Source organism: Tateyamaria omphalii (assembly GCF_014651375.1).
Classification (GTDB): domain Bacteria; phylum Pseudomonadota; class Alphaproteobacteria; order Rhodobacterales; family Rhodobacteraceae; genus Tateyamaria; species Tateyamaria omphalii.
Genome location: NZ_BMWT01000001.1, coordinates 548,190 through 567,815, shown reverse-complemented (window position 1 = coordinate 567,815; position 19,626 = coordinate 548,190). Strand labels below are relative to the sequence as shown.

Here is a 19,626-nt window from a genome sequence, read left to right as displayed (position 1 = left end):
CCCATTTTGCGTTTGTAGTGACGCGCGCTAGGCGCACGCCTCGACCCAAGGTGCCCGGCTGCGTCCGATGCGCATGACCATTGATTTCACCTCGAGAAATTCATCAAAGCCGTAGCGGCCAATTTCGCGCCCTTGGCCGGACTGCTTCATGCCGCCAAAGGCCAGCTCAGGGTATCCGTCCATCCAGGTGTTGGTCCAAACCGTACCCGCTTCGGCGCGACGTGCAAACTCCAGACAGGTGTGTACGTTTTCGCTCCAAACGCCTGCGGAGAGGCCGTAATTGCTGTCATTGGTCAGCGCGATGGCCTCGTCCAGTGTGCGGAAGGTCAAGACGGACAGGACCGGGCCAAAGACCTCTTCCCGCGCAATCGCCATGTCGGGTGTCACGCCGCTGATGATGGTCGGTTGATAGAATTGTCGGCCAAGCCCATCGATGGACAGAGCACCCCCGCCCAGTTCCAGCGTGGCACCGGCGGCAATGGCGGCCTGCACATATCCGTCAATCTTGGCGTTGTGCTCGGGTGTGACGATCGCGCCGACCTGCGTGGACGGATCAAGCGGATCGCCAAACTTCACCTGTTTGGACAGCGCAACCACGCGGGCCACGAACGCGTCCGCGACATCCTCGTGCACGATGATACGGCTCGACGAGTTGCAGCATTGTCCAACGTTGAAATAGACGCCGAAGGTCACGGCATCAGCAGCGCTTTCCAGATCAGCGTCGGGAAAGATCACCTGCGGATTCTTGCCGCCGAGTTCCAGCGCAACCTTCTTCAGCGTCCCAGAGGCACTTTGCGTGATCAGTTTGCCCACCGCGGTTGAGCCGGTGAAGGTCACCATATCGACGTCAGAATGGGTCGACATCAAGCTGCCGACCGGCTCACCGTAGCCCAGGACGATGTTGCAAACGCCTGCGGGCAATCCAGCCTCCATCAGCAGTTCCCCCATCATCACAGTCGAAGACGGCGTCATCTCGGACGGTTTGACCACCACCGTGCAGCCAGCCGCCAAAGCGAAAGGCAGCTTTTGGGAGAGAATCCAGAACGGGAAATTCCACGGTGTGATGATGGACACCACGCCAATGGGTTCCTTGACGACAACACCCAGCATATCCGCGCCAAGCGTATTGTGGCTGTCCCCGTGCGTGGTCCGCGCAAGAGATGCTGCGTAGCGCCAAAGGTCTGCCGCACCGCCCACTTCGCCACGGGCTTGGGAAATCGGTTTGCCACTTTCCAACGTCTCCTGAACCGCGATGCGTTCCACATTGGCTTCGATGAGATCAGCGACCCGAAGCAGAACGGTCGCACGTTCCTTGCCCGAGATGCGGCTCCAAACCCCCGCATCAAAAGCGCGCCGCGCGGCCAGAATGGCCTGCTCTGTGACCGCCACGTCGCCCTTGGCCGATACACTGACAACCGAGCCATGTGACGGCGACATACGGTCGAATGTCTCGGTGCCTTCAACCCATTTGCCATCAATCAGATGACGCCCGGCAAAGGCAGAAGGCAATGCGTAGTCAATCGCCGTATTGATCGTCAGGTCATTCATCGTCTCAGGATCCATCAAAACTGGCTGTGCGCTTTTCAAGGAAAGCCTGCACGCCTTCATCACGGTCGGCGCTGGCGGCGGCTGCCGCACTGCCAAGCACCTCAATTGCGGCGCCCCGATCTTCGCCCACGGCACCGTGGATCATTGCCTTGGTCAGTTCATTTGCGCGTGGCGACAGGGCACTCAGGGATGCAGCCATGTCTTTTGCAGTGGCCAGCGCATCGTCGGTTACATCCGCCACAAACCCGAGCATGTGGGCGCGTTCCGCAGTGATGCGCCGCCCGAATATCGCCATTTCTTTTACAACCGGTTCTGACAAGAGCCGCACAAGGCGCTGCGTGCCGGACCACCCCGGCACAATGCCGACCTTGCCTTCGGGAAGCCCAAGCGTCGCTTGAGCAGACATCACGCGCACATCACAGCAGGCGGCCAGCTCCAAACCACCGCCAAACGCATGTCCGTTGATGGCCCCGATGGTCGGCTTGGACAGCCGTGCCAGCATGTCAAAGATGCGGTGTCCGTCCCGGACCCAATGGCGCGCAAACTCGGCCGGGCCAAGTGCGCCCCATTCAGCGATGTCTGCACCACAGCAAAACGCTTTGGTGCCCGCGCCAGTCACGATGACAGCCCGAATGTCCGGGCGGTGTTCAATGTCGATCAGATGCGCCTCAAGCGACCTGAGCATTGCTGTTGTAAAGGCGTTCAGCTTCGCTTCATTTGACAGCGTCAGAACGGCCGTGTCCTGATGATATGTGCAGACAACCTCATTCATAATGCGAGGCCCATGGGAGCATCAGCAAGCAACGCCTTCGGCATGATCGTTGCGTTCTCCGCCACTTGCACACAGCCTTGGGAGGGGCCAATGATATGCTCTGCCGGATCTATGCCCGGCATGATTTCGGTTGCGACCAGACCGTTGCCGGTCAGCGCGATCACACAGCGTTCGGTGATGTAAAGCACGTTCTGCCCTTGCTCGCGTGCCCGCTTTCCCGAGAACGTCACATGCTCCACCTCATCCACCATCTTGGTGAACTTGCCGGGTGCTGCGATTTCGATCTTGTCTTCGTGCAGGTTGACCTTGGCCCCTGCCTCAAACCACCCGGAGAATACAATGTTCTTGGCCCGGGCTGTGATGTCCACAAATCCGCCGCATCCCGCCGTCAGATATGGTTTCTTGCCCAGCTTCGAGACGTTGACGTTCCCTTCCACATCAACCTCGAGGAAGGACAGGAAGGACATGTCAAAGCCAGCGCCCTGAAAGTAGATGAATTGCTGCGGTGAGGGCACGAACGCATCCGCGTTCGACGCGCATCCAAAGGCAAAGCCGGTCAACGGCACGCCCCCGACGGCACCCTGCTCGATGGCCCAGGTCACGGCATCTGGATGCCCTTCCTCCAACAAGACACGCGGCACCATCGCGCTGATCCCAAAGCCAAGATTGGCAGTCATCCCACGACGCAGTTCCATCGCGGCGCGGCGGGCGATCACTTTTTCAATGCCATGGTCCGCCAGCGAAAAGCTGTCCCAGGGCCGCATGATCTCTCCGGAAATGGCCGGGTCATAGGGTGTTTCGGTGGTTTGTTTTTGATCCGCATCGACCACCACGTAATCGACCAGATGGCCGGGAACCCGCACATCATGGGGCCGAAGGCTGCCGTTGGCAGTCACGCGTTTGACCTGCGCAATGACCACGCCGCCGTTGTTGCGCACGCAAATGGCCTGTTCCAGGCCGCCCAGATAGGCGCCTTCGTGTTCGTAGGTAAGGTTGCCGCGCTCATCCGCCGTGGTGGCCCGAATGATGGCCACATTCGGTATGACATTCGGGAAATGCAGCCAGGTTTCGCCATTAAATGCCACGCGGTTGACGATGGGCGCTGCGGCGCCTTTGTCGTTCATCGCACAGCCCTGAAGCTCTGGATCCACGAAGGTTTCAAGCCCGACCTTGGTCAGGACACCGGGACGATGCGCCGCTGCCTCGCGATGCATGTCGAACATGATGCCGGACGGAACGTTGTAGGCGGCAACGCGATCTTCGACGATCATCTTCCAGATTTGCGGCATTTCGACATTGGATGGACCGGACGGATAGGACCCGGCCAATACGCGGGCAAGCAAACCGTCCTTGGCAAGATGATCCATGCCTTTGACGCCATACACATCCCCGGCCGCAATCGGATGCAGTGAAGTGATGTTGCGCGGGTGTCCTTCGGTCGTGAACCGTTCGCCAATTGCCTTGAGCGTCGCGTCTGGACACCCCAACGTCGAAGAAGAAGATACGGACAGTACGGCCCCATCAGGAATCTGACGCGCGGCTTCGGCAGCTGTCACGACCTTCTTCATAGTATCCTCCCCACGCCAAGCTTGTCGCTTTTGGAACGTTCCATAATTTTCTACTGGAACGTTCCAGTTTTGGCAAGAGCTAATCCCTCACCCGGCAAGATGTTCAAATCACGGGATGAATACTGGGGTTTTCGCATCAACGGCTGTGCGCAGCGCTTCATCCAAGATGAAGGGCATGCTCAAGCGACCAATGACATCGTGATCGATTCGCTTGGGTTGAATCACATCGCCGCCTTAAGAACCGCACCGCAGTTCCAAAAAAAACCCGGGCACTCTGACCCGGGCAAGTCCAACAGGGAGGTACATGCTTTGCCGCGCGGCGGCCCCGGCATGTGCGGGCTTTCGTGCCTTCAATCTGGGCCATGGCAAAGATGTCTGCCTTGACCCAAATCAATCTCAGGCCATCAAACGATACCCACCAGATTCGGTCACAAGAAGGCGGGCATTGGACGGATCTGGTTCAATTTTCTGACGCAAACGGTAAATATGCGTCTCAAGCGTGTGGGTCGTAACCCCGGCGTTGTACCCCCACACCTCGTGCAGCAGCACGTCACGCGCCACCACACCCTCGGTCGAGCGATACAGGAACTTGAGGATGTTCGTTTCCTTCTCCGTCAGACGGATTTTGCGGTCATCCTCGGTGATCAGCATCTTGACGGATGGTTTGAACGTGTACGGCCCGAGGGTGAACACAGCGTCTTCGGACTGTTCATGCTGGCGCAGCTGGGCGCGGATGCGAGCCAGCAGAACAGGGAATTTAAACGGCTTGCTGACGTAGTCGTTGGCGCCTGCATCGAGCCCAAGGATCGTGTCCGCATCGGTGTCGTGGCCAGTGAGCATAAGGATGGGAGACTTGACCCCCTGCTTGCGCATGACCCGGCACAGTTCGCGACCGTCGGTGTCGGGCAGGCCGACATCGAGGATCACGAGGTCGTAGATCGCTTCCTTGGCCTTGACCAATGCGTCCTGACCATTGCCAGCTTCGAACACGTCGAAATCTTCGGTCATGATCAGCTGTTCGCTGAGCGCCTCGCGCAGATCTTCATCATCGTCGACCAGCAGAATTTTCTTCAGTTGCGCCATGGGCTTCGTCTCCCTTGATGTTGAATGATAGATGCGCTGCCTTCACTGTTTCAGCAAGTTATGGACCATTTCTTTCACGCCCATGTGTCGGTGAACGGGCAAATGTTTCAATTCTCGTGCGATTTGCTTATGTCGGGCGGGGTGTAGAAGAGGATTTGTTACATGGGGCTGGGCCCGGATATCGTGGAGACGCTGGCGCGGGCACGGGCCGATCTGCGTATGGGCGTGCCCATTGTGGTGCTGGGTGACACGCATGTATTGGCCGTGGCGGTTGAGACGTTGACCGAGGAAAGGTTGGTTGGGATGCGCGCGCTTGGTGCGCCCCTTGAGCTGGCTTTGACGGGCTGGCGCGCCGATACGCTCAAGGCCCGTGTGTATGATGGTGATGTGGCCCGAATTTCGGTGCCTGGTGCTGCTGCGCTGGGATGGTTGAAGTCGCTGGCTGATCCGGCCGATGATTTAGCCACTCCGATGAAAGGGCCGCTGCGTTCGGTCCGCGAGGGCGACGCGGGACCACATCGTGCGGCGTTGCAGCTTTGTAAATCAGCTCAATTGTTGCCTGCTGCCCTCTGCGTTGAGATCGCGGATGGCCTGGCCTTTGCAGCCACACATGGCTTGACTGCGGTCCCTCTTGCCTTGGCAGCACCTCTGCTGGGCGGCTCAAGCCTGTTACATCCGGTGGTGCAGGCCCGTTTGCCGGTCGAAGCGTCCGAAGCCGGGCGTTTGCATGTCTTCAGACCAGAGGATGGGGGTGAAGAGCACTATGCGTTCGAGATTGGTCGCCCGGACCGCAGTCAGCCCGTTCTGGCACGATTGCATTCGGCCTGTTTTACGGGCGACGTGATGGGCAGTCTGAAGTGTGACTGCGGACCACAATTGCGTGGTGCATTGGCCCAGATGGGCACCGAAGGCGCTGGCGTATTGCTCTACATGAACCAAGAGGGGCGCGGCATCGGCCTCGCCAACAAGATGCGTGCTTACGCTTTGCAGGATCAGGGTTTCGACACAGTGGACGCGAACCACCGCTTGGGGTTTGAGGATGACGAACGGGATTTCCGGCTGGGATCCGATATCCTGAAATCCATGGGATTCACGTCCGTGCGTTTGCTGACCAACAACCCCAACAAGGTCGCAATGATGGAAGCCAGCGGCGTCGCGGTCACCGAACGCGTACCGCTGAAAGTCGGCGAAAATCGATTTAACAGGGACTACCTTGCAACAAAGGCGGCCAAGTCAGGACATCTGCTGTGACACCGATGGATATGGTTGTGACGCCGCGCGGCATGCGTTTTGCCGGGCGGTTGTTTCCCTGCACAATTGGCAGAGGCGGGTTAAGCGATACAAAGCAAGAAGGGGACGGTGCGACACCACGCGGTTGTCACCAGATTGTTGGCATGTTGTACCGCCCCGACCGTATGGCGTGCCCCACAGACTGGGCCGTACCCATCCGGCCGGGTGATCTGTGGTCTGACGACAGCAGTGATGAAGACTATAATCACATGGTCCGCGCGCCTTATGCGCCAAGCCATGAACGGTTGCGCCGGGCCGATCCGCTGTATGATCTGGTCATCCTAACGGATTGGAACTGGCCCCATGCAGTCAAAGGGCGCGGGTCGGCCATCTTCATGCACCGATGGCGCAGGCCCGGCTACCCGACAGAAGGGTGCATCGGGTTGCGGCCAAACGATCTGCGCTGGATCGCCCCTCGGATCGGTTACGGTACCCGATTGATTGTCCTCTAGCGGTTGGGAAGACCTGCGGCGCGCCGTTGCGCACGCAATTCAGATTTTGACGGGATCGCCGCGATCAACTCATCGAGACCAGCAAGCACATCAGCGTGGATCGCGCCGTGCCGCCTGCGCGGATAGTCCGGGTCGTCGTTTTGAGCGGCCCATGCGCGGGCGCATTTCAATGCTGCAATCCAGTCGTCGCGATCCCCACCCAGCCATTGATTGATCGGTTTGGCCACAGTTTCGTTTAGAGAAGCAAACAACGCTGGCCCACCGTCGGGCGACTGGTTCGGGTCTGCAAGCAGCATCACTCGCGCACGAAATTGGCCGCGATACATAACGCAGCCCGCACGCACCCGCTGACCTTCATTGAAAAGTTCTGCCGCACGACTGTAATCATCCCAAGCGGTGGGCGTGATGGGCCCAGGTTTCACGGCTTGTGCAAGTGCGACAGCTGGCCAGAACAGAGCTAAGAACAAGACAGATCGCATCACTTGACCCCGCGGTCCCCAAAAATGGCGGACCCCACACGGACATGAGTTGCTCCGAGCGCGATCGCATTTTCAAAGTCTCCGCTCATACCCATCGATAACCCGCTGAGGCCATTGCGCGCCGCAATCTTGGCCAGCAGTGCGAAGTGCAAAGACGGATCTTCGTCTAGCGGCGGGATGCACATAAGGCCCTGCACAGGCAGGTCGAGCCCAAGGCATTCAGCAATGAAGCCGTCGGCATCTGCTGGCAAAACACCCGCTTTCTGGGCTTCTTCGCCAGTGTTGACCTGAAGAAAAATCTCTGGGCAATGTCCCAACTCTTGCGCCAGTCGGGCGATTGCCTTTGCCAGTTTGGGGCGGTCAACGGAATGGATCGCCTGAAACAACTCCATTGCCTGCCGTGCTTTGTTGCTTTGCAGGGGGCCAATCAGATGCACGTCGATCGAGCCGCATTGCTGTCGGAAGTCAGGCCATTTGCCCGCTGCTTCCTGCACCCGATTTTCACCAAAAAGGCGGTGCCCCTCGTCAAGAACCGCTTGCACCCTGTCCAAAGGCTGCACCTTGCTGACAGCGATCAGTTTGACGGTATCCACGTCCCGCCCGGCCTTGGCACAGGCAGCTTCGATCCTGGAGTTGATTTCGGAAAGGGACATGGGCGCACCTGTTGCATCTGGTCTATTGGGCAGAAAGCACGGTCGGCAGACAATTGCAAAGGTCCAGAAACAAAAAGGGGCAGGCCAAAGGCCCGCCCCAAATCTTTGGATGTCGCACGACTTAGAAGTCGAAGCGAACACCCAGGTCGGCAACGGTGTTGCCGGCAACTTCACCAACACCACCTTGCAGCGATACACCGCCGCCCAGCGAGTGGCGGAAGCCGATGCCGTACGCGTCGGTGTCATCACCAGCTGCGCCTGTGTCGGAGTAAGCAAAGCGGATTTCAGTCGCTGCGCCAACGTCGTACTTGGCCGACACACCGTAGGCGGTGTCAGGGTTCGCGTCTGTGTCTGCAACCAGCAGGGTGAAGGCAAATGCGCCGATTTCACCGCCGAAGCCCAGGGCCCAGAAGTCGTTGTCCACGTTGGTGGAAGTCGCTGCCGCAGCACCGTTCACCAGAGTCGTGGTGGTGACGTCTTCGTTACCAAAAGCAACGCCGACATTGTAGTTGCCAAAGTTGTAGCCGAAGCCGATCTGCCATTCTTCACGCGACACGGTTGTCGCAGTGTTTGCCGTCGCAGTACCTGCTGTGCTCGCAACAGTAATCGATGTCACGTCACGGTCATCAGTAACCGATGCAGCAACAGTGAAATCACCTGCGGTGTAGCGCAACTTGATGGTCGCAGGAACGTCGCCGTCGCCGCTGATGCCGGAAGCTGGCAGAGCGAAGTTGGTCGATGTTTCAACCAGCGCCGTCAGACCAACACCGTAGCCGTAGTAGTCCAGAACGTCGCCAGAGTCGATCACGTCGGATGTGTTACCAACGTCCAGACGGAAGCCGCCGGATTCAACGTTGAACTCAGCCGCGCGAACGTCGGAATCTGCACCATCGTTGGTCTCGATACGGGCACGAGCGCCGAATTCCAGACCGTTGTCGGCTGTTGCAGTACCCGTGATGTTCAGGCGGAAACGCTGCTCGATGCTGGTTTCGTCGTCAGCACCGTCGTTGTAGATCAGGCCGAAACGGCCAAAGCCACCAAAGCTAATCTCTGCAGCTGCCATGCCCGTAGTGGCAATCAGCGCAGTAGTAGCGAAGAGAACTTTTTTCATGAGTTTTCCCTCGGTTTTCAGTCACACGCCCTAACCGGGGAATCCGGCGAGGGGATGGATGCTGTCTCAACCATTTGCCGCGGCATCTCAAGCAACGCATCGGGTCGTGGCCGCAATTCCGACATGGTTGGTGCAGCTTTGCCACAGTCGCGCCATCAGTGCCCCACGACTTTTGGGTGCGAAACTCCGGCAGATGGCGCCGTCTTGCGAGCACAGGTCAACTTGGCTATCACGGGCATCGACGGATAGGGGTTAGGAATTCCGATGCTTAAAACGCGGGTAATCGGCCGGATGGCCATAATGGGCATGGCCGTATTTCTGGTTGGATGCGGAGGGCTGAACTTTCGCGGCAGCACACCGTCCTCTGATCCCGAGACATCCGGACGGGAGCGGGGCCAGAGGAACCAGACAACTTTGGGCGAAGCGCTGCGCGCGCGGCGCAATCAGGAATCCATTGTTCGAGTCAACAAATACATCTGGTCGGCGAGCCTTCAGGTGCTGGATTTCCTGCCGATTCAGTCTGTTGATCCTTTCACTGGGGTGATCGTAACCGGCTATGGTACACCCCCAGGTGGCGGCCGTGCATATCGTGCGACTGTTCTCATCAGCGATCCTGCCTTGGACGCACGGTCACTCAATGTGGCCTTGCAAACGCGGAATGGTCCAGCCAGCACCGCAACCGTGCGCGCGATCGAAGATGCTATCCTGACCCGCGCCCGTCAGCTACGGGTGGCTGATAACCGCCTTTAGGCCCTTTCAGCGCAACCCATTCCCCATTATCAGATGCGCCGGGCTTCGTGCCCGGCGTTTTTACATTCAGGACCAGAACCCATGGCCACCTACACCCCATCCGAGATCGAAGCCCGCTGGCAGGCCGCCTGGGACAAGGCCGGCGTATTCACGGCAACCCGCAGTGCCGACAAGCCGAAGTACTACGTGCTCGAGATGTTCCCCTACCCTTCGGGCCGCATCCACATGGGACACGTGCGCAACTACACGATGGGTGACGTGATTGCCCGTTACAAGATGTCGACGGGCCACAATGTGCTGCACCCAATGGGTTGGGATGCCTTCGGGATGCCTGCCGAAAACGCGGCCATGGCCATCGGAGGCCACCCAAAAACGTGGACATATGACAACATTGCCGACATGCGTTCGCAGATGAAGCCGCTGGGCCTGTCTATTGACTGGTCACGCGAATTCGCGACGTGCGACCCGGAATACTACGGCCAGCAGCAGGCGCTCTTCCTCGATATGCTCGAAGCCGATCTTGTCTACCGCAAGAATGCGCAGGTGAACTGGGACCCGGTCGACATGACCGTGCTCGCCAACGAGCAGGTAATTGATGGCAAAGGCTGGCGCTCGGGCGCCGAGGTTGAGCGGCGCGAGCTGACGCAGTGGTTCTTCAAGATCAGCGATATGGCAGGTGAGTTGAAGGATGCGCTTGGCAAGCTCGACAACTGGCCCGCCAAGGTGCGCCTGATGCAGGAAAACTGGATCGGTGAGAGCCGTGGGATCGACATTCCTTTTGTCCGCACGGATGGGCAGGGCACTATTCTTTGCTATTCGACCCGTCCCGACACGATGCGCGGTGCGTCATTCGTTGCTGTATCGCCAGACCACCCGGTAGCCAAGGCGCTTGAGGCCAACAATCCTGACCTTGCCGCGTTCATCGACGAATGCCGCAAGATGGACACGACCGAAGCGGCCATGGAAAAGGCCGAGAAGAAGGGCATCGATACGGGCATCCGGGTCAAACACCCCGTCTATCCTGATGTCGAACTGCCTGTTTGGATCGGAAACTTTGTTTTGATGGATTACGGTACCGGTGCCGTCTTTGGCTGCCCTGCGCATGATCAGCGCGACCTCGACTTTGCGCGGAAATACGGCCTGAACGTCCAAAACGCGTTTTACATGCCGGGCGACACCACCGAGGTCGAGAACGAAGCGCTTGTTCCGACCAAGACGGAAAAAGTCGCCTTTATTGACCACTTTGCAGGTATTGGTGAGGTCACAAGCCAGGACGCCATCGACGCCACCATCGACTATTTCGAAGCCAATGGGCTTGGCAAAGGTCAGACACAATACCGTCTGCGCGACTGGGGCTTGTCCCGCCAACGCTATTGGGGTTGCCCGATCCCGGTTGTCCATTGTGACGATTGCGGCGTGGTGCCTGAGAAGAAAGAAAACCTGCCGGTCGAATTGCCCGACGATGTCAGCTTTGACATTCCTGGCAACCCGCTTGATCGCCATCCAACATGGCGGGATGTGCCCTGCCCGTCCTGCGGCAAACCCGCCAAGCGTGAAACGGACACCATGGACACGTTCGTGGATTCGTCGTGGTACTTTGCGCGTTTCACTGCGCCGAAGGCGGAAACGCCTACGGATCTGGAGGATGCAGCCTACTGGATGAATGTGGACCAGTATATTGGCGGCATCGAACACGCAATCTTGCATCTGCTTTATTCCCGCTTCTTTGCGCGGGCCATGCGTATTACCGGTCACCTGCCGCAAGGCTGCGAGGAACCGTTTGACGCGCTGTTCACACAAGGGATGGTGACGCACGAAATCTACGTGACCAGGGACGAGAATGATCGGCCTGTCTACCATCTGCCCGAGGATATTGAGTGGACCGAATCCGGCGCGCGCCTTGGTGCGACTGGCGCTTTGGTCGAGGTTGTCCCATCGGCCAAGATGTCGAAGTCGAAAAAGAATGTGGTTGATCCGCTGGGCATCATTGCAAGCTACGGCGCGGATACAGCACGCTGGTTTGTCCTGAGCGACTCACCGCCCGAGCGCGATGTGGAGTGGACCGCAAGCGGGGCCGAAGCAGCTTTTAAGCATCTTGCTCGTGTGTGGAACATTTGTGACCGTATCGGGAAGATGGACAAAGACGCCGTAGGCAGCGGTGACGATGATCTGCTGCGCGCCATGCACAAGACCATCCACGACGTGACAATGGGCGTTGAATCCTTTGGCTTCAACGCGGCCATCGCCAAGCTCTATGGCTTTACCGCGGTTCTGCAGAAGTCCAAGGCCAGCCATGCGGCCCAGCGCGTCGCAATGATGACGCTGGCTCAACTGATGGCCCCCATGACGCCACACTTGTCCGAGGACATCTGGGCGCATCAAGGCGGCGAAGGACTTGTGATCAATGCCCCGTGGCCGAAGGCGGATGAGGCAATGCTGGTGTCTGACACCGTCACCCTGCCCATCCAGATCAACGGCAAGCGGCGCGGTGAAATCACCGTTCCTGCCGACATGGACAAAGCCGAGGTTGAAAAACAGGCGCTGGCAACCGAAGCTGTGCAAAAGGCGTTGGACGGCGGAACACCCAAGAAGGTGATCGTCGTGCCAGGCCGTATCGTCAACGTGGTGGTTTAACCAACATGCGTATCTTTGCAGCCCTGGCCTTGACCGTAGTCCTGTCCGCTTGCGGATTCGAACCCGTTTATGGCCCGGGCGGTGCAGGAACAAAGCTGCAAAACCGCGTGCAGGTTGATACACCCATTGACCGTGAAGGCTTCTTGTTGGTGCGTCAGCTGGAAGAGCGGTTGGGGCGCGCGACGGCCCCTGCATACCGCTTGGGCATTGTGCTGTCGGTGAGAGAAGAAGCACGCGCCATCGACCCGGATGGAGACATCCGCAGGTTTCACGTGATCGGTGACGCAACATACACACTCACCGATTCCGCGACAGGTGCGGTTTTGCTGTCGGAAGATGTGAATAACTTCGTTGGGTATTCTGCAACCGGCACGACGGTTGCCACCCTCACAGCCAAAAGCGACGCAACCGAACGGTTGATGACCAGCCTTGCAGACGAAATTGTGCTTCAATTGCAGGTCTCTGACCTGTGAAGCTGAATGCAGGCCAGGCCACCGCGTACTTCGCCAAGCCGGACCCGGATGCGGCGGGCCTGTTGATTTACGGTGCCGATGGGATGCGCATCGCACTGAAGCGGCAACAGGTTGTGGCGGCACTTATTGGTCCGCAGGGCGAAGAAGAAATGCGCCTGACGCGAATTCCGGCCGGTGATCTGCGCAAGGAACCCGCCCTTTTGCTGGATGCCGTGAAGGCCATCGGCTTTTTCCCCGGCCTCCGCGTGGCCTTGGTCGAAGATGCAAACGAAACCGTCGGGCCAATCATCACCGAGGCCCTGTCGGACTGGGTGGCGGGCGATGCACAGATCGTTGTGACCGCAGGAGCGCTGAAACCCACGTCGAAACTCCGCAAGGCGTTCGAGGCCCATCCATCGGCCTTTGCTGCTGGAATATACGACAATCCGCCAACGCGCGACGAAGTCGAACGCGACCTGACAGCTGCGGGCATCACCAACCCACCACAGGAGGCGATGCACCTGCTGATGGACCTCGCCCGGCAACTGGAGCCTGGAGATTTCCGCCAGACGCTCGAAAAGTTGGGACTGTACAAACTCAACGATCCCGAACCGCTGAGTGCAGACGACATTAGTGCGTGCGCACCCGCATCCATCGAGGCAGATGTGGATGACGTATTGCTAGTCGTCGGCGATGGCAATGCTGCAGCCATCGGTCCCGTCATGCAGCGCCTTCAAGCACAGGGGGTTAACGCGGTCAGCCTGTGCATTGGTGCCATGCGCCATTTCCGGTCGTTGCATCGCGCGGCCTGTGATACATCAGGTCGTCCACAAATCTGGGGACCGAACCGGGACAAGATGCTTACGCAAGCGCGGAACTGGGGTGCACCGAAGCTGGAACTTGCCCTGACAGAGCTGACGGATACAGACCTGCAATTGCGCTCTGCTGGCCAGAATGCGCCGGCGCTTGCACTGGTCGAACGCTGCTTTATCCGGCTTGCCATGCTTGCACGTCGATAGTTCGGGGACGCGTGTCTTTTTCATCCGAGCAGGGGTCGCGAGGCGCAGCCTCGTCAATAGTGTCGTCGCGCAAGCGGCCTTTGGATCACGGATGCTCCTCGGGCGGGGCCGCAAACATGGCCATCACCTCGGCCTCGGTCATCTGATGCCGCCCCTCACCGGCAAAGGCATAGCCATCAGGCTTCAGGTCGATAAACAGTTCGCCCGTCAAAGGAATGCCCGAAGCATCCGTAAAGGTTCCCATTCCAACATGCATCTCGCCATTCATGGGACCGGGCGCCGTCACTCGATAGAACATTGATGAGCCGCAGTGTTTGCAGAACGCCCGTTCGGCCCATTCAGACGACGTGTAAACGGTCAGGTTATCCTCCCCCTCAATCTGCATTCCACCCTTGGGCACCTGCACGCCCAGAAAAACGCCGCCGGACCACTTGCGGCACATGCTGCAATGGCACGCGCCGGTTTCTGTTATGGTTTTAGCAATGGTGAATTTCACGGCTCCACACATGCAGGATCCTGATCGCGACATGGTAACCTCCTCTGGCTGGCTACCTTTGGTGTAAGCGACCCAACTGCCAAATTCTGACAGTAGCCTTGCAGTGCCGCCCCGGGCCTGCGATCTTCCGAGCAACAAACCTGGAGGCATCATGTACCGCGTCATCGGAACCGTCAAAAGCCGCGCCTTTCGCGTGCTCTGGATGTTGGAAGAGCTGGGACAGCCCTATGAACTGGTCGAGGCATTTCCCCGTTCGGAAGAGGCAACAAAGCACAACCCTTTGGGCAAGATCCCTGCCTTGGTGGATGGTGAGGACGTTTTGACGGACAGTGTCGCGATCATGACCTATCTTGCAGACAAGCACGGCACCTTGACCGCCCCTGCCGGAACACCAGCCCGCGCCCAACAGGATGCAATGACCCTTTGGCTGATTGACGAAGTGGACGCGTTGCTTTGGACCCACAGCAAACACACCTTTGTATTGCCCGAGAAACTACGCCAACCGACGATCGCGTCGACCCTGCACAAAGAGTTCGCGCGAAATGTCGATACCTTTGCCAAGAGGTTGGAACAGGCAGGCGACTTCATCATGGGCGACCAGATTTCGGTACCGGACCTGTTGGCCGTACATTGTTTCGGCTGGGCGTTCGGCGCTGATTTTCCGGCGCTGCCCGACAGTGTGAAGGCGTATTCAAAGCGCCTGCGTGCGAGGCCCACGTTTCGTGCAGCGGCAGGGCGCTAAGGCTGCACGAATTTCACTGCACCGCGCCCTGCCCAACGCCCCGTGGCAAAGCAAGCTGTCAAAAGGTAGCCGCCTGTAGGCGCTTCCCAGTCCAGCATCTCTCCGGCACAAAACACACCTGGTCTGGTCCGCAACATGAGCGCATCATCAAACGCAGGGGCAGGCACGCCCCCCGCCGTTGAGATCGCTTCGTCGATCGGTCGCAGTCCAGCGTGCGCGATCCGCAGTTTCTTGAGCCGTCGGGCAATTCTCAAGGTCTCAACTGGCCAAGGTCTGCCCCATTCCTGTGCCAACGCTATTTTTGGAGGAGGCAACCTAAGCGTCTTGCGCAGATGATTGGCCAAGCTCGCCTTGCCACGCGGACGGTCCAGCCGCGCGGCGACATCATCGACGCTCAGATCAGGCAACAAGTCTAGATAGAGGGTCGCGCCTTCCCGCACCCCCCGCGATACCGAATAGACACCGCCGCCTTCGAGTCCGCGATGTGAAATCACGGCCTCGCCTCGTGATCGATGGCGACCCGCGCGCCATGCGACGCCCTTGACCGGCTGCCCCATCTGTTTCGCCATGTGATCAGACCACTCAATGGCGACCGCCGCGTTTGCTGCCCCAAAAGGCTGCACGTCCGCTCCAATCCAATCCGCCCATGCACCGTCAGAGCCCAGCCGCGCCCAACTGGCACCCCCACAGGCCAATACGACAACATCGACATCGACAGACGAAACGGTATCGTCGGGTCCCATTATGATTGGCAGTTTTCCGTCCCAACCGACCCACCGATGCCGAGGCAAAATGCTCACACCCCGCCCATCCAAACGGCGCAGCCATGCACGCAAAAGCGGTGATGCTTTCATCGCCTTGGGGAAGACGCGGCCCGTTGAGCCTGCAAACATCTCCTGACCCAGGCCTTCGGCCCATGCCACGACGGCGGTACTGTCCCAAGCCCGCAGCGCTGGGGTGAGCCAGCTTGCGGCGTCGGTGTAGTGTGGCAACATGATACTCAGGTCTTCGGCTTTGGTCAGGTTTAGCCCGGACTTCCCCGCCATCAGGAATTTGCGTGCAACACTTGGTTTGGCCTCGTAAACCTTGACCTGCAGTCCAGCGTCCGCCATCACTTCTGCTGCAGCCAACCCTGCCGGGCCGCCACCAATCACAGCAGCGCGGCTCACTCCGACGTGGTCCGCAGTTCGCCCTTCATCTCAACCACGCGGTGCGGGTAGGGGATTTCAATGTCGTTGTCCTTGAGCGCATTCCAGATCGCAAAAAGCACGTGACTCTTGTACTTGTTCCGCCCGTCATCAATGCCGTTGACCCAATATTCGACGGCGAAGTCGATCCCGCTGTCACCGAATCCCACAAGCTCGCAATCCGGCCCCTCGGGCTTGGCGAGGACAAAGGGCAGCTTGGCGACGGCGGCGTTTATGATGTCGGGCACAGCGTTGATGTCGGTATTGTAGCTGACCGAAAATGGTGCCTCGTACCGGTTTGCCGATCCGCTGTCAGAATAGTTGACGACGCGGGTGGTGATGAAATCCTCGTTAGGGACAACAATCCAGCGGCCATCATAGGTTTCAAGGATCGCGGCGCGGGCCGTCATTTTGACGATTGTACCCGCTTCACCGCCATCCAGTTCAACGTAGTCGCCAACCGTCGCCTGGCCTTCGACCAGCAGGATCACACCGGAGATAAAGTTCGACGCGATCTTTTGCAGCCCAAAGCCGAGGCCGACACCGATCGCACCCCCAAGCACGGCGAGGGCAGACAGGTTGATGCCCATGATATTCATGAGCAACAGGAACGCGACGCCGAAAATTAGGAACTCGATGGACTTGGCCACGAGTTGCCGAAGCGAGGGGCGCATCTCCTCCTGTTTCTGGATGAAAGTGCTCGACTGACTGTTGGACCATTGGCCGAGCCAGAAAATAATCCCGGCAACGGCCACGAACTGCAAAAGCCAAAGAAGATTGAAGGACAGATTGCCCAACGGAACGACAGTGGCTTCCAGTCGCGTCGCGGCGGGTTCCAGAAGACCGAGAGCGTAGAGTGCCGCGACCGGGATCAGGACATATCGGCCGAGTAACTTGAGGAACGGGTCAGTGACGATGTCCCGCACAAGCGCCCGCACTGCGAGAAAAAGGAAAACCCGTTTACCGAAAGCAATCACGGCCCCACTGTCAAAGATCGATCGAACAACGCTTTCACCGATCCCGGTCAGTACATAGGCCAAGAGCGGCAGTACGAGAGGCAGAAACTGGATCACGAACCGGCGCGCCTTGGCGAAGACGGTATCGTTTTCACCGGGGTCGAGGACCCGCGCCAGTGTCGGTTGCAAACGGCGCGTGATCAGGACTGCAGCCAGATAGGCAACAATCAACAGCGCAAACTGTGACCACGCGGCAGGACTCAGCAACCAAGACAGCGCCAGTTCCCACCCTTGCAGGGCATAGCCCGCGATGGTCTGTACAATCTCGGGCTGGCTTTCGAGATCAAACTCCACACCGTACCTCTTGCATCGTTCCAACAACGCGCCAATTGTCATGGGCAATCAGCATTGCGCAAGGGACCATACAGCTGCCAGACACCCTACATGCACCAATTTGCCCCTTGTGTGGCCGTCCCATCCCACCCGACGCACCACAAAGCCTGCACCACCTGATTCCCAAACTGAAAGGCGGCAAAGGCGGCCCAACGGTGTTGCTGCATCACATCTGCCACCGTGAAATCCACGCCACACTGACCGAAACCGAACTGGCACGTGCCTACAACACGCCCGAGGCGTTGCGCGGGCATCCGCGATTGGCAAAGTTCTTAGCATGGGTGGCAAAGCGCCCGCCGAGCTTTGCGTCAAAGGTCCCCGGGACCCGTCGCAAGCGTTAACGTTCGCGCGGGGTTGTGTCGACTGTACGCTTTTCCTCTAGCCGAATGCTGACATCACGCAATACCCCCGAAACCAACAATTCTACACGCTCATACGTCGTCAGTTCCCGCGAAGCTTGAGCAGGTTTGGGGTCGCGCTTTGCGTAGTCTATGCGTCCATCACGGGCCATCGACAGAAAGCCTACAACGTGTAACGCAAAGTTGACAACTATTGTATTTACCTTATTTACACATGGCTTTGATCGCAAATGCCACGTCAGCTTTTGCGGCGGCGATGTCCTCACACAGTTGCTGGGCCCGTTCTTGCACAGATCCACTTTCAACAAGTTCATCAACCAGACCGAATTCATAAGCCGTTGCAGCCGAAATTTTCTGGCCACCCAGGAAAATTAGCTTGGTTCGTGCCGGACCAATCAGGCCAGCCATGCGCACAGGATCGCTGGGTTGTGGCAAATACCCAAGCTTCATGACTGGGTAGAAGAACTTGGCCGTTGGTACCGAGATGCGCAGGTCACACGCCAGCACCATACCGGTTGCGCCACCTGCCACCGTCCCATTCAAGGCCGCGATGGTCAGGCCCGGCAAATCGGCGATGGCACTCGACAACTCCTCCCAAAGGGGGGACGTGGCCAAACCCGCACGCGCCGCATCCAGATCCGCACCCGCGCTGAACACTTTGCCCGTCCCAGTCAGAACCACAGCAGCCGCCTGTCGAGCAGCCTGCGCCGCGTCACGAAGATCGATCAGCATTTGTTCAGTCAGCGCACCCGCCTTGTCTGGGCGGTTGATCCTGATGGTCCAGATCGGGGTCGCGCAATCTACTTCAATCATGTCAAACCGACCCGTGCACGAATGTCAGGGTCTCTGAGAGAGATTTCCTGCCCAACCCAATCATCCGCGTCGGGAGAACACATCCAAAGCAGAGCCTTGGCAGGCCAATCCGCAGGAATGTGATCGGACCAGTCAAGCTGACTGACCGGATTGATGCCGCTGGACTTGATCTCGCGTTGCATTTGCGTCGCCACAGTGCCTGGTGAAAGCCCCATGGCCCGAATGCCAGAATGGCCGTTTTCCTTGTCGACGCATCGGGTCAGCATCGCTGCTCCTGCCTTGGACGCGCAATAGTGTGACCAGGCTTCGACTGGGCCATGGGCCGCACCCGAACTGACCGTAAGGATCGTGCCGCCACCGGCTTTCAGCATGACAGGCAGTGCGGCGCGCATGCCATAGAAGACACCTTTGAGATTGATATCGATCACGTGGCCCCAAGCTTCGGGATCAGCTTGGGACAAATGCGAGATCGGCTCAATCACACCCGCGTTTCCAACCAGAACATCCAATCCGCCAAAACGGCGCACCGTTTCGGTCACAACACCCTCAACCGCGGAATAGTCGCTCACGTCACAGCGCAGCGCGATAGCCTTCGGGCCAATTTCAGTCGCCAATGCAGCGACGGCGTCGGAACTGCGCGCCACAAGGACGACATTTGCCCCAGCTTCGGCAAAAACGCGGGCAGTATCCGCGCCAATCCCGCGGCTGGCACCGGTGATCAATGTCGTCTTTCCGCTCATATCATGCATTCTGTTCTCCACTTCCTAGACTTGGCCTTGTGGTACGGACAACAGCAGCTTAGGTCCAGCCTGCGGCCTTGACGCTCCGCGCTCTGTTCCGGACGATATGGCCAAAGCTGTTTAAGGATT

The 19,626-nt window shown here is 58.7% G+C and carries 21 protein-coding genes; 9 read left to right on the top strand and 12 right to left on the bottom strand.

What is annotated here, in order from left to right; genetic code table 11:
- Nucleotides 1-27 precede the first annotated feature (27 nt).
- Genes IE087_RS02735 through IE087_RS02725 form a run of 3 tightly spaced genes read right to left on the bottom strand, consistent with a single transcriptional unit; the run spans nt 28 to nt 3,888 of the window.
- The gene (locus IE087_RS02735; RefSeq protein WP_229801235.1) at nt 28-1,563 is read right to left on the bottom strand and encodes an aldehyde dehydrogenase family protein; all 1,536 of its coding nucleotides are present in this window, start codon (nt 1,561-1,563) and stop codon (nt 28-30) included.
- Nucleotides 1,553-2,320, bottom strand: a complete 768-nt coding sequence (locus IE087_RS02730) for an enoyl-CoA hydratase/isomerase family protein (RefSeq protein ID WP_189367459.1) — start codon at nt 2,318-2,320, stop codon at nt 1,553-1,555. The genes IE087_RS02735 and IE087_RS02730 overlap by 11 nt, the downstream gene beginning before the upstream one ends.
- Nucleotides 2,317-3,888 (bottom strand): acyl CoA:acetate/3-ketoacid CoA transferase, encoded by a 1,572-nt coding sequence (locus tag IE087_RS02725; protein ID WP_189367457.1) that lies wholly within the window; start codon nt 3,886-3,888, stop codon nt 2,317-2,319. The genes IE087_RS02730 and IE087_RS02725 overlap by 4 nt, the downstream gene beginning before the upstream one ends.
- A gap of 99 nt (nt 3,889-3,987) precedes the next feature.
- Between IE087_RS02725 and IE087_RS02720 the strand changes: the two genes are divergently transcribed.
- The gene (locus IE087_RS02720; RefSeq protein WP_189367455.1) at nt 3,988-4,272 is read left to right on the top strand and encodes a hypothetical protein; all 285 of its coding nucleotides are present in this window, start codon (nt 3,988-3,990) and stop codon (nt 4,270-4,272) included.
- Between the two features lie 12 nt (nt 4,273-4,284).
- Here IE087_RS02720 and IE087_RS02715 read toward each other — a convergent pair whose 3' ends face one another.
- Nucleotides 4,285-4,971: a response regulator transcription factor gene (locus tag IE087_RS02715; protein WP_189367454.1), complete on the bottom strand. Its 687-nt coding sequence runs from the start codon at nt 4,969-4,971 to the stop codon at nt 4,285-4,287.
- Between the two features lie 162 nt (nt 4,972-5,133).
- Here IE087_RS02715 and ribA point away from each other — a divergent pair, with 162 nt between their 5' ends.
- Nucleotides 5,134-6,222, top strand: coding sequence for a GTP cyclohydrolase II (ribA, locus tag IE087_RS02710; RefSeq protein WP_189367452.1), 1,089 nt, complete (start codon nt 5,134-5,136; stop codon nt 6,220-6,222).
- Nucleotides 6,219-6,713 carry a L,D-transpeptidase family protein gene (locus IE087_RS02705; protein WP_189367450.1) on the top strand — a complete coding sequence of 165 codons (495 nt, stop codon included), beginning with the start codon at nt 6,219-6,221 and terminating at the stop codon, nt 6,711-6,713. Before ribA ends, IE087_RS02705 begins: the two co-directional genes overlap by 4 nt.
- Here IE087_RS02705 and IE087_RS02700 read toward each other — a convergent pair.
- From IE087_RS02700 to IE087_RS02690, 3 genes are all read right to left on the bottom strand, one after another.
- Nucleotides 6,710-7,135, bottom strand: coding sequence for a hypothetical protein (locus IE087_RS02700; RefSeq protein WP_189367448.1), 426 nt, complete (start codon nt 7,133-7,135; stop codon nt 6,710-6,712). The two genes, IE087_RS02705 and IE087_RS02700, sit on opposite strands and share 4 nt — an antisense overlap.
- A gap of 56 nt (nt 7,136-7,191) precedes the next feature.
- Nucleotides 7,192-7,845 carry a YggS family pyridoxal phosphate-dependent enzyme gene (locus tag IE087_RS02695; protein WP_189367446.1) on the bottom strand — a complete coding sequence of 218 codons (654 nt, stop codon included), beginning with the start codon at nt 7,843-7,845 and terminating at the stop codon, nt 7,192-7,194.
- Between the two features lie 121 nt (nt 7,846-7,966).
- The gene (locus IE087_RS02690) at nt 7,967-8,956 is read right to left on the bottom strand and encodes a porin (protein ID WP_189367445.1); all 990 of its coding nucleotides are present in this window, start codon (nt 8,954-8,956) and stop codon (nt 7,967-7,969) included.
- A 264-nt stretch (nt 8,957-9,220) separates the two neighbouring features.
- Here IE087_RS02690 and IE087_RS02685 point away from each other — a divergent pair, with 264 nt between their 5' ends.
- The 4 genes from IE087_RS02685 (at nt 9,221) to holA (ending at nt 13,811) form a co-directional block, all read left to right on the top strand.
- Nucleotides 9,221-9,706: a DUF3576 domain-containing protein gene (locus IE087_RS02685; RefSeq protein WP_189367443.1), complete on the top strand. Its 486-nt coding sequence runs from the start codon at nt 9,221-9,223 to the stop codon at nt 9,704-9,706.
- An 81-nt stretch (nt 9,707-9,787) separates the two neighbouring features.
- Nucleotides 9,788-12,340 (top strand): leucine--tRNA ligase, encoded by a 2,553-nt coding sequence (leuS, locus tag IE087_RS02680; RefSeq protein WP_189367441.1) that lies wholly within the window; start codon nt 9,788-9,790, stop codon nt 12,338-12,340.
- A 5-nt stretch (nt 12,341-12,345) separates the two neighbouring features.
- The gene (lptE, locus tag IE087_RS02675; protein WP_189367439.1) at nt 12,346-12,813 is read left to right on the top strand and encodes an LPS assembly lipoprotein LptE; all 468 of its coding nucleotides are present in this window, start codon (nt 12,346-12,348) and stop codon (nt 12,811-12,813) included.
- Nucleotides 12,810-13,811: a DNA polymerase III subunit delta gene (holA, locus tag IE087_RS02670; protein ID WP_189367438.1), complete on the top strand. Its 1,002-nt coding sequence runs from the start codon at nt 12,810-12,812 to the stop codon at nt 13,809-13,811. The genes lptE and holA overlap by 4 nt, the downstream gene beginning before the upstream one ends.
- A gap of 85 nt (nt 13,812-13,896) precedes the next feature.
- Here holA and IE087_RS02665 read toward each other — a convergent pair whose 3' ends face one another.
- Entirely contained in the window at nt 13,897-14,340 is a 444-nt protein-coding gene (locus IE087_RS02665; RefSeq protein WP_229801234.1) for a GFA family protein, read from the bottom strand.
- 118 nt (nt 14,341-14,458) lie between these two features.
- On the opposite strand from IE087_RS02665, the gene IE087_RS02660 reads away from it, so the two are divergent.
- Complete coding sequence (locus IE087_RS02660; RefSeq protein WP_189367436.1) at nt 14,459-15,049, top strand: glutathione S-transferase family protein; 591 nt, start codon at nt 14,459-14,461, stop codon at nt 15,047-15,049.
- On the opposite strand, the gene IE087_RS02655 is transcribed toward IE087_RS02660, so the two are convergent.
- Together IE087_RS02655 and IE087_RS02650 are read right to left on the bottom strand one after the other, a co-directional pair.
- Nucleotides 15,046-16,218, bottom strand: a complete 1,173-nt coding sequence (locus IE087_RS02655; protein WP_189367434.1) for a TIGR03862 family flavoprotein — start codon at nt 16,216-16,218, stop codon at nt 15,046-15,048. The genes IE087_RS02660 and IE087_RS02655 overlap by 4 nt on opposite strands.
- Nucleotides 16,215-17,588, bottom strand: coding sequence for a mechanosensitive ion channel family protein (locus tag IE087_RS02650; RefSeq protein WP_189367432.1), 1,374 nt, complete (start codon nt 17,586-17,588; stop codon nt 16,215-16,217). The genes IE087_RS02655 and IE087_RS02650 overlap by 4 nt, the downstream gene beginning before the upstream one ends.
- A gap of 65 nt (nt 17,589-17,653) precedes the next feature.
- On the opposite strand from IE087_RS02650, the gene IE087_RS02645 reads away from it, so the two are divergent.
- The gene (locus IE087_RS02645) at nt 17,654-17,926 is read left to right on the top strand and encodes an HNH endonuclease family protein (protein ID WP_308425415.1); all 273 of its coding nucleotides are present in this window, start codon (nt 17,654-17,656) and stop codon (nt 17,924-17,926) included.
- A gap of 222 nt (nt 17,927-18,148) precedes the next feature.
- On the opposite strand, the gene IE087_RS02640 is transcribed toward IE087_RS02645, so the two are convergent.
- Entirely contained in the window at nt 18,149-18,757 is a 609-nt protein-coding gene (locus IE087_RS02640) for an enoyl-CoA hydratase/isomerase family protein (RefSeq protein ID WP_189367430.1), read from the bottom strand.
- Entirely contained in the window at nt 18,754-19,506 is a 753-nt protein-coding gene (locus IE087_RS02635; protein ID WP_189367428.1) for an SDR family oxidoreductase, read from the bottom strand. The genes IE087_RS02640 and IE087_RS02635 overlap by 4 nt, the downstream gene beginning before the upstream one ends.
- Between the last annotated feature and the right edge of the window lie 120 nt (nt 19,507-19,626).

What these genes read in the sequence shown, in the direction of transcription:
- IE087_RS02735 (WP_229801235.1), bottom strand. Translation starts at nt 1,563, where the DNA reads ATGGATCCTGAGACGATGAATGACCTGACGATCAATACGGCGATTGAC.
- IE087_RS02730 (WP_189367459.1), bottom strand. Translation starts at nt 2,320, where the DNA reads ATGAATGAGGTTGTCTGCACATATCATCAGGACACGGCCGTTCTGACG.
- IE087_RS02725 (WP_189367457.1), bottom strand. Translation starts at nt 3,888, where the DNA reads ATGAAGAAGGTCGTGACAGCTGCCGAAGCCGCGCGTCAGATTCCTGAT.
- IE087_RS02720 (WP_189367455.1), top strand. Translation starts at nt 3,988, where the DNA reads ATGTTCAAATCACGGGATGAATACTGGGGTTTTCGCATCAACGGCTGT.
- IE087_RS02715 (WP_189367454.1), bottom strand. Translation starts at nt 4,971, where the DNA reads ATGGCGCAACTGAAGAAAATTCTGCTGGTCGACGATGATGAAGATCTG.
- ribA (WP_189367452.1), top strand. Translation starts at nt 5,134, where the DNA reads ATGGGGCTGGGCCCGGATATCGTGGAGACGCTGGCGCGGGCACGGGCC.
- IE087_RS02695 (WP_189367446.1), bottom strand. Translation starts at nt 7,845, where the DNA reads ATGTCCCTTTCCGAAATCAACTCCAGGATCGAAGCTGCCTGTGCCAAG.
- IE087_RS02690 (WP_189367445.1), bottom strand. Translation starts at nt 8,956, where the DNA reads ATGAAAAAAGTTCTCTTCGCTACTACTGCGCTGATTGCCACTACGGGC.
- IE087_RS02685 (WP_189367443.1), top strand. Translation starts at nt 9,221, where the DNA reads ATGCTTAAAACGCGGGTAATCGGCCGGATGGCCATAATGGGCATGGCC.
- leuS (WP_189367441.1), top strand. Translation starts at nt 9,788, where the DNA reads ATGGCCACCTACACCCCATCCGAGATCGAAGCCCGCTGGCAGGCCGCC.
- lptE (WP_189367439.1), top strand. Translation starts at nt 12,346, where the DNA reads ATGCGTATCTTTGCAGCCCTGGCCTTGACCGTAGTCCTGTCCGCTTGC.
- IE087_RS02665 (WP_229801234.1), bottom strand. Translation starts at nt 14,340, where the DNA reads ATGTCGCGATCAGGATCCTGCATGTGTGGAGCCGTGAAATTCACCATT.
- IE087_RS02660 (WP_189367436.1), top strand. Translation starts at nt 14,459, where the DNA reads ATGTACCGCGTCATCGGAACCGTCAAAAGCCGCGCCTTTCGCGTGCTC.
- IE087_RS02650 (WP_189367432.1), bottom strand. Translation starts at nt 17,588, where the DNA reads ATGACAATTGGCGCGTTGTTGGAACGATGCAAGAGGTACGGTGTGGAG.
- IE087_RS02640 (WP_189367430.1), bottom strand. Translation starts at nt 18,757, where the DNA reads ATGATTGAAGTAGATTGCGCGACCCCGATCTGGACCATCAGGATCAAC.
- IE087_RS02635 (WP_189367428.1), bottom strand. Translation starts at nt 19,506, where the DNA reads ATGCATGATATGAGCGGAAAGACGACATTGATCACCGGTGCCAGCCGC.